The organism is Vibrio sp. JZG10 (assembly GCF_054064075.1).
In genome coordinates, this window is the sequence record NZ_JBSUGE010000002.1 from 208,393 (window position 1) to 221,539 (window position 13,147).

Genomic DNA, 13,147 nt, shown 5'->3' on the forward strand with positions numbered 1-13,147 from the left:
TTAAATAGATAGGTCGATAAGTTGCATAAAAACGCCAACCTACCAGTGAGGTTGGCGTGGAGAATTACTTATTAAGTGCTTGATTTAACCATTGATCAAACTGACTTTTCGGTAGCGCACCATTGATCATATCAACGCGTTGACCGTTCTTGAAAACCATGATGGTAGGAATGCTTCGAATGCCAAATTGTGCAGCGAGCGCTTGTTGTGCTTCTGTATCAATCTTTACAAAACGAGCCGTTCCTGCTTGTTCATGAGCGACATCCGAGAAAACAGGGGCAAAACCGACGCACGGATTACACCAAGGGGCCCAAAAGTCGACGACAACAGGCGTATCACTTTGTAATAGGGCAGAAAAGTTATCTTGCGTTCCTTCGATAGGCGCGCCATCAAAAAGTGCACTTTTACATTTACCGCAAGTTGCAGACTCTGCAACACGCTCATTCGGGACACGATTTAGACCGCCGCATGAAGGGCAGCGAGTTTTAAACGATGACATGACTTCTTCCTTTATTACGTATTGATGAAAACATGACTTACCAGTCAGCCTCATTATTTGTATACTTATTTTTTAACCTGCCGAAATAACGCAGAGCAGGTTTGTATTTGAGCCTAAGGTTCTAAGAAATTTTATTAAAATACAACAATAAATAGGTCTGCGATGACAAATTACTACGCTGAAATTACAGGTTGGGGGAAATGTGTTCCTCCTGCCGTGCTCTCTAACGATGATCTTAGCACTTTCCTTGATACTTCAGATGAGTGGATTCGTACCCGCACCGGTATCGAAAACCGCCGTATTAGCCATGTAAATACTTCAGACATGGCAACCGTTGCTGCCAAACACGCATTGGCGCGCGCGGGCGTTGACGCCAGCGACGTTGATTTAATCATTGTGGCGACTTGTTCTCCGGATTCACTTATTCCAAACATCGCATCTAAAATACAGCAGAACTTGGGCATTCGCTCTGCGGCGGCCTTTGATTTAAATGCCGCATGTACGGGATTTGTCTACGGCCTTGAAACGGGCACACGTTTGATTCAATCAGGTAACTATCGCAACGCGATCATTATTGGCGCGGAAAGATTGTCTTTCTACATCGATTGGGCCATGCGAGATACCGCTGTTCTATTTGGTGATGGCGCGGGCGCCGTTGTGTTATCAAGAACAGAAAAAGAAACGGGTCTACTGCAATCTCAAATTGGTTGTGACGCTAAAGGTCGCGATATTCTTTCCGTACCAAAGTTTGGTACTTGTATGGACCGTTTTGCGGAAGACAACGGTTACTGGGATTTCAACTTTGTAGGACAAGAAATTTTCAAACGTGCGGTAAAAGGCATGGGGCTAGCTGCGAAAACCGTGCTTAAAGCATCACAGTTAACTACCGACCAAATCGACGTTGTTATTCCTCATCAAGCGAATATTCGTATTATTCAAACCCTATGTGACCTATCTGGGATCCCACACGACAAAGCGTTTGTGAACATCCAAAACTACGGTAATACTTCTGCAGCGACGGTGCCAATTGCATTATGTGAAGCGGTAGAGCAAGGCCGAGTTAACCCAGGTGATAACATGCTTCTTGCTGCATTTGGTGCAGGTTTGACATGGGGGGCGGCAGTATTGAAATGGGGTGACCGCGTAACGCCAATTGGTGAAAGTGATGCGGCTCTGCCTGAATGTGAGCAATCCGCGCTAGAATTACTTGAGCGTGCCATTAAGCTGTGTAACGAGCGCCGTCGCGACGAAGCGTAACGGACACTCAGCGGGAATGATATTGAGAAGGGAGCGTAAATGCTCCCTTTTTCATGACATGTTAAATAAGAGCTCATTAAAGCAGCTTAAGCCATAAAACCAAGGTTTGAATTAGCGAAGTTGCGGATATTCGGGAACACGTATTCCAATGCCGCGTTATCACTCACGCCCATCCATTGCGCGAGGGTTGAGCCCACCTGATCTGCTGCAATTTGGGGTATGAGTCGACCTTGAGAATAGTCATCGTTTCCGCCCAATACTAGTTCAGGCCATGTGCCGATAGGTCGCTGACCATTCACCGCGCCCCCAATCAATAGTTGATGACCACCCCAACCGTGATCGGTGCCGTTACCGTTGCTTGTCATCCGTCGACCAAAGTCAGACATTGTAAAAGAGGTGACTTGCTTGTTTAGCCCCAACCGCGTAATCGCACGATACATTGCTAAGAGGTTAGTCGCTAGATCTTCGAGTAGTACGGGGTGTCGAACTAATTGAGAATCGTGTAGGTCGTAGCCAGAGTGTTTAACGAAGAAGATTTGTCGTTGTTGCTTTAACACATCTTGGCTTGCGATCAATTTATAGACGGTTTGCATCTGCTTGCCGAGTGTTGATGAGGTGAACAGCGGCGCGTCATCAATATGATTGAGTTGCTCGCTTAGTACACGGCTCATCATCATCGACTCATCAACCATCAAATTAAAGTGACCACTAAACGGATTCTCTGTTTGATGAGAAAGCAGTTGGTCATAGATCCCCTTATATAGCGGGTTATCAATCGCGGTAAGCTGAACCGCACGGTCTTTTTTCAGCACGGTTTGGCGGTGTTCCATCGCGCGTAACCAAAGCGAGTTCCCGTGCACACTGTATAGTGGGGTTATTTCTGATTCAGAAGTTAATACGTCCAACATTCTTCCTGCCCAACCCAAGTTGCTAGATTCTTGCATACCACCAAGTAACCAAGCGTCAGTTTGTGAATTGTGGGAAAACAGTTGCTCGGGAAGTGACGCTTCACCTAGCTCAATCGCTTGTTTTGTAACGGGATGGTTGAGAATACCGCTATTGAGCACGATATTGGCATCGCCTTGTTCGAAAATTGAAGACAGCGCCTTTAGTTTGGGGTGTAAGCCAAGTTCTACCAGATTATCCGAGCTATCGGCGGTACGCAAATTGATAGGGAGTATGTCGTCTTTGGCGACAGAAAGAGCCCCTCTGACTTTGGCATATTGGTTATAGTGCGCGTCAGACAACGGCAGTACAGTGTTGAACGCATCGTTTCCACCTGCTAAATAAACACATATTAATGCTCGAAAGTCATTAGATGGCGCCGCGAGAGAATAACCCGGTAGACCAAGCGAAGCTAAAGCGCCCATCGATGCAGTGCTTTTTATAAAATGTCGTCGTGAAATATCCATAATCCACTCCTAATCCTGAATATAGAATTCATCGCCGGAAATGGCGGTAAAAATCACCAAGGCGAGCTTTGTTGTTGGCACATAGTCCTCACGATATTCATCTAACACGGTGAGCATGAGTTTTTTTAATTCCGCCGAGGCCGTTCCTGCAAAGAAGCGTTCGTTAACCAGCTCGACTAAGGCATCGTGATCATCCAAAAGAAGATAAAACTCGCCGAGATCGAGAGTGTAGGAATCACCGCCGCCTCTGCGAGTGCTGGTCAACATATAGTTGACCAAATCGGTATAAACGGACCAGTTCAGTAGCTCATACTCAGGAGAGCTAATACCAGACTCCGTAAACTCGTTAGATGGTTGGTACTCAGGAGAGTAAAAATTAAATACGGAAGGAGAACGAAGAGGTCCTTGATTGGCGATATTCATCATCGTAGTAGCGTCTTCGTAACGTGTAGATTTGATTGTAAAACCCGCTGCTCGATGAAAATTAGTTAGGACCAGTATTGGCTCTTTCACTTTTATTGGCGGGGTATCTGTCATGCCTAGAGCCTCAGAATCGAGCAAGATGGCATGAATGACCGCGTTTAAATCTCCTTTTTCTCCTTTGCCATTGTTATTGAATACCGAAGCAACACGTGCGATGTACTCCAGACTTGGATTCGAAGTTACAAAACGTTGGATAAGTAGCTTAGAAACAAACGGCGCCATGTTTGGATGAGACATCAAAATATCGATCACTTTTGAAAGCTCTTCTTGCGCAGTTAAACCAGCAGGAATTGTGTTACCAAGCAATCGTTTCTCGCCACCATCGTGTCGGTAGCTGATGACTCGCATCGGTTCGACAAACGCTAAATCGGCATTTTTCCACCCAGTTAATGCTCGAGCGAGCTCTTGAATATCCGTTTGGGTATATGTGGGGATAGGCTTACCCGTTTTACGATCAAGCTTTTTACTGCCATCGATATTCAGTTCATACAAGCCTAGGGTGAACAACTGCATCAACTCTCGAGCGAAGTTCTCATCAGGTAATGCACCCGTCGTGTTGTTCTCTTTTGCGCTACCGAGCATGGACAAATAGCTGCCCATAACAGGATGAATGGAAACGTCATATAATAAATCTCGGTAGTTGCCAAAAGCGTTAGCAATCAATACATCATAGTAGTCGACTAGACCAGTGGGCTTACTGGAAAGAACACCGCCATAGCGAGAGACCACTAAGATCTGGCTTAATGCATACGCCATGCGTTGTCTGAGTTGATCATCAGCAGTAATAACAATTTGATACCAAGCGTTTTCTCGATTGGATTGTGCGCCTTTGGAAAAAGGTGTCCGATAGAGCGGTTGATGATAGGTGGCAGGAAGGTAGATTTGTTGAGATATCCAACTTTCCATCCCGACTTCTTCTACCTCATCAATTAATGTTGGTGTTGGCCCAAAAGTGCTCTGATAGAGGAAACGCGCAACGGTTTGATCGGAGGGCGTTAGTTCCATTTCTGCTGGTACTGAAGGGACGTAACTTAGTAATAAGATAATCAACCCTAGAACCCAACAAGAGATTTCATTCTGTTTCTGACGTCTCATAGTTAACTCGCTTACCCGAGGGAACGACTTAAATCCATTTAACGGGAGTGATTAAGCTCATTTGAGCTAAATAATAAATTTAGAAAAATCAAGCAGCTGCAGGAACGAGTATAGTCTCTATAAGTGACTAACAAAAAACTCAATCTATGAATTTGGTACTTTAGTGCTAGATGTTTTTGATATTTATTTAGGTAACGTACTGATATTTAATATTGCGTGAGAATAGGGTCAAACAGTGATATAGCGAGGAATGTGTGGTGATACTGCAATAATGCGGTCAACGTGAGAGTGGTGTAATCATTAAGTCTACAATACAACTTAAACTAATTTATGAGCTAATAAATAAAGTTGCTTTATTGGCACAAGAGAAAACCGCATGGGTGTTCTCTTGTACAAAGTAAAAGGATTATTTTCTAGCAAGTTTATGGTGAGCTCGGGAGAAGTGATCGGCACAAAATGCGCCCACAATCGAGAGTTCGCCAGCCAGACAAAGCGCAGCTGCGACTTCGGCTAACGCTTTCGCATTGCCGTTACCGTGCAAACCCAAAATATCCAAACATGCTTTTTGCGTTGGAAGGTCAGTGCCCCCGCCAACCGTTCCCACCATGATGTTTGGCAAGGTCACGCACGCGTATAAGTTGCCTTGAGCGTCCACATCCATACGAGTGATGCCAATGGCAGACTCTGCAACGCAAGCGGCATCTTGACCACAAGCAATGTAAAGCGCGGCAAGGGCGTTTGCGTAATGCGCGTTGACACCAATTGTCCCGCTGAGTAAACCGCCCACTGTGGTCATTTTGCCAAATTGAACCATAGACTCTGGTGTTGTATGCAGATATTTTTCCACCAACTCAGCAGGAATGGTCACTTCGGCGGATACTTTTTTACCGCGTACCGAGCGCAGTGTGTGCGCGTTTGGTTTTTTGTCGCCTGATAAGTTGCCATCCAAGAAGGCTTGCGTTGGTTTGATTGGGCTGGTCGCCAAAATATGATGGAATACTTCGTTTGTTGCGATGGTCACCATGTTTTGTCCGGAAGCGTCACCAGTCACGTATTCAAAGACCAAATAAACATGGTTTCCTTCGATATTTACATTGATGTCTTTGAGTTTGCCATGTGAGGTGGTGGATTCCGCAATTTGACGAAATACGTCAAACTGGGTCACAACCCAACTAACGAACTGGCCAGCGTCGGCAAGGTGATTAAAGGCGAACACTGGTGTTCGGCTCACCCCTTCACTCAGCAACAATGCGCTCGCGCCACCAGCGGCGGTAATAAGATTTGCGCCACGGTTGTAGGAAGCGACTAACGCGGCTTCTGTCGTTGCGAGCGGAACCAAAAAGTCATCGTTCGCATACAAACCATTGACGCGCAAAGGGCCTGCGATGCCGACCGGCACATTGACAGTACCAATGAAGTGCTCGATGTTGTTGGAGTAAGCGTCGCAATGTGACTGTGTGAAAGGATCAAGAAGATGATCTTTATTGGTCACGTGTTCCAATACTTGCCAACGGCGCGCCAAATGCTTATCCGATAGGCCAGGGCTTAAGCAGAGACGTTTCTCTGGCTTGTGAAACTTCGGTTCTAATGCCGATTGAATCTTACTACTGGTTTCGATATCGGAAAGGGCGGAGCTTTGAACAGGGTTATCTTGGTTTAACTTCGGCATACAAACGTTAACTGAAAAATCGAACCAGAGATTGTAGTGATTGGGGCTTTGATTACAACGTTGATTATACGTTTTGCAACAAATACCACTGTGTGAGCGCCTTTGTTATCCAAGTAATTTGATATTGGAGCGGAGGATTTACCGGAAATAAATGGGTTTTGACAATGAGTGCTGTAGTGAACAGAAGAATCGGGGGTAGAGAACTTAGATGGCTTAGGCTGCTGCGGATTTGAGTCGAAAAAGTGCAAGCATGAGTACCTTAAAAGCGGACTGGCTCAATCTATGAAAGGAATAAATTGTCTAACCCAGTCCCTTGGGTCAGACGCTAGTTTGAATCAGTTGTTCAAAAACTAGTTGAAGGCGCGAGCCACACGTCCCGCACTTTGAATGCGATAATGGCCAACGTAAGCAGGAACAAATACAGATTGTCCTTTCGCGGCGGTTAACGTCTCACCGTTATCACTGATGAGTGTCAGTTCGGCATCAATCGCCATCAAAATCTCTGCGCTGTTTGCCTCAACCACGTCGTGATTCGGTTGGTTAAGAATGCTGAAACTAAAGTCTGCGACTGGAACGGGGTAAAGGCTCTGGCAACCATTGGCATTGGGTTCAAGAACAAGGCTGTTAAACGGCTTAGGCACAAAGTCTGTGCATTTAACCAGTTCTTCAACATCCATATGTTTCGGCGTGAGTCCTGCACGCAAAACGTTATCTGAGTTCGCCATGATCTCTAATCCCGTTCCTTTAATGTAAGCGTGTGGCGTTCTTGCGCTTAGGAACATCGCTTCGCCAGGTTGCAGCGTGATGACATTCAACAGCAATGGCGCAAACAAGCCGACATCGCCGGGGTATTGAGTGGATAGATCCAAGATGAGCTGGAAAACGTCGCTGTCAGCGCCTTGCTCCGATTGACGTGAAGCGTGGGCAAGAAGCTGTTTCAGTGCTCGCTCTTTTGTTTCTCCTTCCATGGTCAGAATGTGCACAAAGAAATTTCGTAAACCTTGTGAGTTGGCTTCGTGTTTGAATGCATCTAGTGGCGCGCGTAGCTCATCGATATCGCAAAGGCTAAATGCCTCAATAATCTCGGCATACGAGCGAAAACCGTTCATGGCTTGGTAACTTGTCAGCGCGTATACCAACTCAGGTTTGTGGTTTGGATCCTTGTAGTTACGATGGCTCGCGTTTAGTGGGATGCCAGCACTTTGCTCTTTTTCGAAACCTATTTCGGCATCTTGTTTGCTTGGATGAACTTGAATCGACAGTGCGTGTTCGGCCGCTAAGATCTTAAACAAAAAGGGCAGATCGCCAAATTTTGCTGAAGTTTCCGCTGATAAGTAAGCGGGTTGGTTTTGTTTGATCAGTTCAGACAAAGGCAGCGTTTTTTGCTCAACCTGAACTTCAGAGCAGCCGTTTGGGTGAGTACCCATCCATACTTCTGCTTGAGGTTCATTCATTTCGTTAGAAAAGCCAAACAAATCGCGAATAGACGAGGTGCTTCCCCAAGCGTAGTTTTGGATTTTGTTGTTCATTTGAAAGAAGCTATGCGATGAAATAGTGTTCAAATTCATGAATTTTTCCCATAGTTAACCCTCCGAACTGAATCGGAAGAAAAATTGAGCAGAGATACGTTAAATAAGGATGGCGAGCGCGGTTAGGTCACTCGCCAATTTGCCCGAAGGGCGATAAGTCGATTTACAACCGAGGTTTTGGTTCGAGTGGTTTTCGTGATGGTTGCGCTTGCAAAAATGGCAGCAACAAAAGGCCAATGACGGCTGCACAAACTGAAATGGTGATGAAGAAACCCGTCCAATGATATTCTTCAAGAATTAACGCCAGTGGATAGCCAGACAATGCTGCGCCCATGTAGGCGAACAAGCCCACGAATCCTGTTGCCGCGCCGGCAGAATCTTTGTGAGAGCACTCAGCCGCCGCCATACCGATCAGCATTTGTGGCCCAAAGACAAAGAAGCCGATGGAGAACAATCCCGCCGCTTGGAATGCAAAGTTGGTCAGAGGCATCAGCCAAAGCGCAGAGACAGATAAGAAAATCCCAATCGCGAACAGCAAGTTCATTGGCCCACGGTTACCGCCAAAGAGTTTGTCTGAGCCCCAACCCGCAACCAATGAACCAACAAAACCACCGATTTCAAACATCGACAGAGCAGCGTTGGCGTTAATCAGGCTATAGTGATGCTGCTCGGTTAAATACAGGTTTCCCCAGTCGTTTATTGCGGTTCGGACGATGTAAACCAACACATAACTGAACGCGAGCAGCCAGATGTATTTGTTGTTAAATACGTACGATTTCAGAATTTCGCGGTAGGTGAGGCCACGTCCGTAATTTTCTTGCGCAAGTTCTAGTGCGTCGTTGCGCCATTGTCCGACACTTGGTAAGCCCATTGTTGTGGGTTTGTCGCGCAATCGCCAACAAACGAATAGACCGAGTAATACACCGATGATGCCGGGTAGAATAAAGCCTTCACGCCAGCTGTAGTGCAACGTTAAATAGCCCACCCAAATAGGGATCAGCGCGCCACCAACGTTGTGTGCGGTGTTCCAAATCGCCCATAAGAAGCCACGCTCGGAGCGTGAATACCAAGTGGTTAACAGCTTGGAGCATGAAGGCCAGCCCCAGCCTTGGAACCAAGCGTTTAAGATCCACAGAGTGATGAAAGCCGCGAGTGAGCTAGAAAAGCCGAACGCGATATTGACCAGACCTGTCGCAATCAAGCCTAGCCCCATGAAATAACGAGGGTTAGAGCGATCCGAAATCGTGCCAGAAATAAACTTCGAGCAGCCGTAGGTGATGTAGAAAAGTGTACCGATAAGACCCAAATCGCCTTTATCTAAGCCAAGATCGGTAATCATAGCTGGTGCGGCGTAGTTAAAGGTCTTACGGGTAAAGTAGAAACCTGCGTAGCCGATGTACATCCCCAACATAATGTGCAAACGCCAATGGCGGTAACGCTGGTCGATTTGCTCGTTGCTCAGACTCGGTTGAGTAAATTTAGGTGAACGTAAAAATCCAAACATCTTGAGTTACACCTTAGGTAAAGTAATGCTGATTTGTGTGCCGATCACTTGATCGCTGGTGGAGTAGATAACCATTTTTCCACCTAACGCGTGCACACGCTCTTGCATGCCGCGAACGCCCATGCCTTTCATGCTGTCCTGAACTTTGAAGCCGACACCATCATCGTGAATCATCAGTGACACCGCAGCTTCTCCAATTGTCAGTTCAATATTGATCAACTGCGCTTCTGCATATTTGGCGGCGTTATTCAATGACTCTTGGCATAAACGGAATAGGGTGACTTTGAGTGTGTCACTCAGGCTGGTGTAATCGCCCTGCCAGTTCAGTTGAACAGTCGTTCCGTGATTGGCGAATTCCATCTCTCGCGTCAGTTGCTCGACGGATTCTTTTAAGTCCAAATCATCCAGCATTTTTGGTCTTAGCTTGCTTAACAGTCGCTTAGTGGTGTCGTACACGTTGAGGGAAAGCCCTTCGATCATGTCGGCGCAACCCACGCTTGTTTCTGCGTTATTTACCCGCTTAATGATGTTGGCTTGTGTGCGGATCGCCGTGATGTTCTGGCCGATTTCGTCATGTAGCTCGCGCGCAATATCGCGTCTTACGGATTCTTCCGCTTTGATAAGCTGGCGAGACAAATTCTGATTGCGTGCAAGTTCGCCGCGCAGTTTGTGATTGAGGTCTTTTTGTTTCTGAACCCCTAAACCGAGCATAATGCCAGTGATGGTTTGCGCTGAGAGAGATAATAACAAATCGGTGATTTCTAGATTCGACACCCCGCTACGAGCCGCAATCAGCGCAATGCTGTTGAGCATGGTGGCGAGCAGGGCACCTTGCCAGCCGTAACGCAGAGCAAGCACGATGATTGGAATCGCCATACAAAATGGCGCAAATCGTTTTAGCTCTTCAGGCAAACTGGTTTGCACCAAAATACTGCCGATCAAAAGCAGCGCATAAAGCACGATATGACGCACCTGAAATACAACGGTATTACTAAGTAGGAGAGAGCTAAGCGGAGACCAACGACTTTGGAACAAATAACTCCATAACAAGTAGCACATAGGCACCACGAGCAAGCCTCCAGAAATGCTAGCCAGCCACACCATGTAAACCGAAGGAACGTGAAAACCAACGGCCATCACATTAATAAACGCGCTAATGATAATGACAACGCTCATCACGGCTAAATGGCGGTTTTGGTCTCCGTAGTAGTATTTTTTCGCAATCAGAGTGACCGGGATACTGGCAATGCTCGCAATCAGCACGGTAAGCCACTGCGGTTGACCCAGTAACATCGCAAGTGCGATGGAAAGCCCCCACTCCGAAAGGTAAATCGTCGGCCAATAAGCGGTGCGAGTGTGCAGGGCGACACCTAATCGTAAAGCGAAAGGAAACAATAAGATCGCCAGCTCGGGATCATTGACAAAGTAATAGGCAATCACCCACAAGCAAAACCAGGCGCAAGCCATAACAAATAGTCCGCAAATGGTAGTAACAGCGTAAGCTCGCATTAAAAGGACTCTTGAGAAAATAATTTGGCGAGCTCAACGTTGTTTTTCACGCCGAGTTTGTCGATGGCATTCGCACGATGCACATGCACGGTCTTGTGGCTCAAGCCAAGCTCTGCCGCGACTGACTTTACATCCAACCCGGTCGCAAGTAGCTGACAGACCTCGTTTTCACGTTTTGTCAGTTGGCATAGAGAGGTGGTGTTGTCGCTAGGCGTTGCAAGTTTAAGTGCAATATCTGATGTGAGGTAACAGCCGCCAGAAGCACTGGTTCTCACGGCTTGAATAAGTTCGTCTGGGCTACAGCGTTTACTAAGATAGCCTTTTGCACCTAGCTTTAGTGATTTTTCCACCATCGCAGGGGAGTCATGCACGCTAAGCATCACACAGGCAATGCCAGTTGGTATTTCGCTAAGAAAGTTTAAGCCGCTTTCATCTGGCATGGAAATATCTAGGATGACGACGTGAGGGTGTACCGCAGGCAACCCTTTTCGCGCTTCGGCGACAGAGCCGAATTCACCAACAACGGTAATATCACTTTCTAAATTTAATAATTGTGCGAAACCCGAACGCACGATGACGTGATCATCAACTAGAGCAACATGAATCATTATTACAACCAAATAGAGCAGACGACTAACAACAATAAGCTCCAACAGGAGCCAATAGAAAAATCTTTAATGATACTGAATTGAACCATGCTTTTTAATGATCTTGCGCGCTTTACCGAAGTAAAGCGCGCAGAGAAGTTAGGCTTGGTTTTGTGCAAGTTGAAGCTTCTTCGCGTGTCGAATCTTCTTCTCTTCCGCGATAGCGACGAAAGCAAGCAAAACAATACAAATCATGGCGGAGGTATCTAGGGCTGCGAAGGTACCTTTCCAACCTGTTAAGCCGAAGATAGGTGTACCGTCGGCAATCATACCCAAGCCTAGTTTTGCAAAGCTGTCACCGATTAGGTAAGCGAATGTACCTTTTACGCCGTCAGCCACACTGATTGCTTTTTTAGGGACAAAACCAACCGCGGCAACACCGATAAGAAGCTGCGGACCAAACACCAAGAAGCCCAATACAAATAGAGAGGCTAAGTACATGAACTCGCTAGTGGCGTGTTGGTAGAACTCAAGCGATACGATGATCAAACCAAGAGACACACAAGCAACCAATGCGCGGCGACCGTTTGCTAAGTCAGATAAGTAACCCCACATCAAAGTACCCACAAGCGCACCGACTTCGAATAGAGTAAAGCCAGAGATTGCCGTTTCTTTTGACAGACCAAGCTCTTGGTACGCGTATACCGTTGACCATTGGTCGATACCGATACGAACGATGTAAAGGAAGATGTTGGCAAAGCAAAGTAGCCAGATAACTTTGTTTTTAAGAACGTATTCAACAAAGATTTCTTTTTTGGTCATCTGGTTTTCTTCAGCGGCGGTGTCTTCTTCACTCACTGCTTCATCGAAAAGTTCTTCTACTTTACCTAGACCGTAAGCTTCTGGAGAGTCGCTACCAAAGCGCATACCGATAAAGCCGACGATGATCGCGATGATAGAAGGGAAAACGAACATGCCGATTACGTGGCCGTCGAATAGGTAGTTAGCACCGAAAAGAGCAACACCCGCTGCGCCCGCACCACCAACGTTGTGTGACATGTTCCACAAACCTAGGTAAGAGCCGCGTTTGTTACGAGGTGTCCATTTTGTAATGGTTGAGTAACTAGAAGGGCCACCAGTACTTTGGAAGAAACCACTTAGAGCGTAGAAAGCCACCATCAAGAACAGGCTTGCACTACCGCCGCCCATGCTGAAGCTGAAACCAAGCATTGCAAGACCAGAAAGGATCAGCATAAAAGGGAGGAATTGCTTGGTGTTCTTACCGTCAGCGTAGTAAGACACAACGGTTTTACCGATGCCGTATGTGATGGAGAAGCCAAGGCCAATAAGACCTAGGTCTGTCATGCTCAAACCGTAAGTTGAGATCATGTCGTTTTGCGCGACATTGAAGTTCTTACGAATCAAGTACATGGTTAGGTAGCCGATGAATACGACCAAGTAAGATTGGATGAACGGTTTAAACCACATCTTTCTTCTAACTTCGACAGGAAGATCGAGGGTCGGCTTCCGCACCTGTTCGAGGAATTTTAACATGATGAACTCTCTTGTAATTGTTTTAGAAACACAACGGAGACCGTTATGC

Annotated in this window: 10 protein-coding genes; 1 reads left to right on the forward strand and 9 read right to left on the reverse strand. The window is 46.5% G+C overall.

What is annotated here, in order from left to right; translation table 11 throughout:
* Positions 1–64: 64 nt before the first annotated feature.
* A complete protein-coding gene (gene trxC / locus ACWYVB_RS03480) occupies positions 65–499 on the reverse strand; it encodes a thioredoxin TrxC (protein WP_005394579.1) in 435 nt (144 codons plus the stop codon).
* Positions 500–661: 162 nt separating this feature from the next.
* Between trxC and ACWYVB_RS03485 the strand changes: the two genes are divergently transcribed.
* Positions 662–1,756: a ketoacyl-ACP synthase III gene (locus ACWYVB_RS03485; RefSeq protein WP_005394577.1), complete on the forward strand. Its 1,095-nt coding sequence runs from the start codon at positions 662–664 to the stop codon at positions 1,754–1,756.
* 86 nt (positions 1,757–1,842) lie between these two features.
* Here the strand turns inward: ACWYVB_RS03485 and ACWYVB_RS03490 are convergent, their stop codons facing one another.
* From ACWYVB_RS03490 to uhpT, 8 genes are all read right to left on the reverse strand, one after another.
* A complete protein-coding gene (locus ACWYVB_RS03490; protein WP_457527991.1) occupies positions 1,843–3,168 on the reverse strand; it encodes a DUF1501 domain-containing protein in 1,326 nt (441 codons plus the stop codon).
* 9 nt (positions 3,169–3,177) lie between these two features.
* Entirely contained in the window at positions 3,178–4,746 is a 1,569-nt protein-coding gene (locus tag ACWYVB_RS03495; RefSeq protein ID WP_457527993.1) for a DUF1800 domain-containing protein, read from the reverse strand.
* 406 nt (positions 4,747–5,152) lie between these two features.
* A complete protein-coding gene (locus ACWYVB_RS03500) occupies positions 5,153–6,415 on the reverse strand; it encodes a hydroxymethylglutaryl-CoA reductase (protein WP_394625732.1) in 1,263 nt (420 codons plus the stop codon).
* 350 nt (positions 6,416–6,765) lie between these two features.
* Positions 6,766–7,983 (reverse strand): mannose-6-phosphate isomerase, class I, encoded by a 1,218-nt coding sequence (gene manA, locus ACWYVB_RS03505; RefSeq protein ID WP_457527995.1) that lies wholly within the window; start codon positions 7,981–7,983, stop codon positions 6,766–6,768.
* A 124-nt stretch (positions 7,984–8,107) separates the two neighbouring features.
* The gene (uhpC, locus tag ACWYVB_RS03510; RefSeq protein WP_005394568.1) at positions 8,108–9,448 is read right to left on the reverse strand and encodes an MFS transporter; all 1,341 of its coding nucleotides are present in this window, start codon (positions 9,446–9,448) and stop codon (positions 8,108–8,110) included.
* 6 nt (positions 9,449–9,454) lie between these two features.
* Complete coding sequence (uhpB, locus tag ACWYVB_RS03515; protein ID WP_457527998.1) at positions 9,455–10,957, reverse strand: signal transduction histidine-protein kinase/phosphatase UhpB; 1,503 nt, start codon at positions 10,955–10,957, stop codon at positions 9,455–9,457.
* Positions 10,957–11,565 carry a transcriptional regulator UhpA gene (gene uhpA, locus ACWYVB_RS03520; protein ID WP_005376090.1) on the reverse strand — a complete coding sequence of 203 codons (609 nt, stop codon included), beginning with the start codon at positions 11,563–11,565 and terminating at the stop codon, positions 10,957–10,959. The genes uhpB and uhpA overlap by 1 nt, the downstream gene beginning before the upstream one ends.
* Positions 11,566–11,703: 138 nt before the next feature.
* Positions 11,704–13,098, reverse strand: coding sequence for a hexose-6-phosphate:phosphate antiporter (uhpT, locus tag ACWYVB_RS03525; RefSeq protein WP_021707729.1), 1,395 nt, complete (start codon positions 13,096–13,098; stop codon positions 11,704–11,706).
* Positions 13,099–13,147 lie beyond the last annotated feature (49 nt).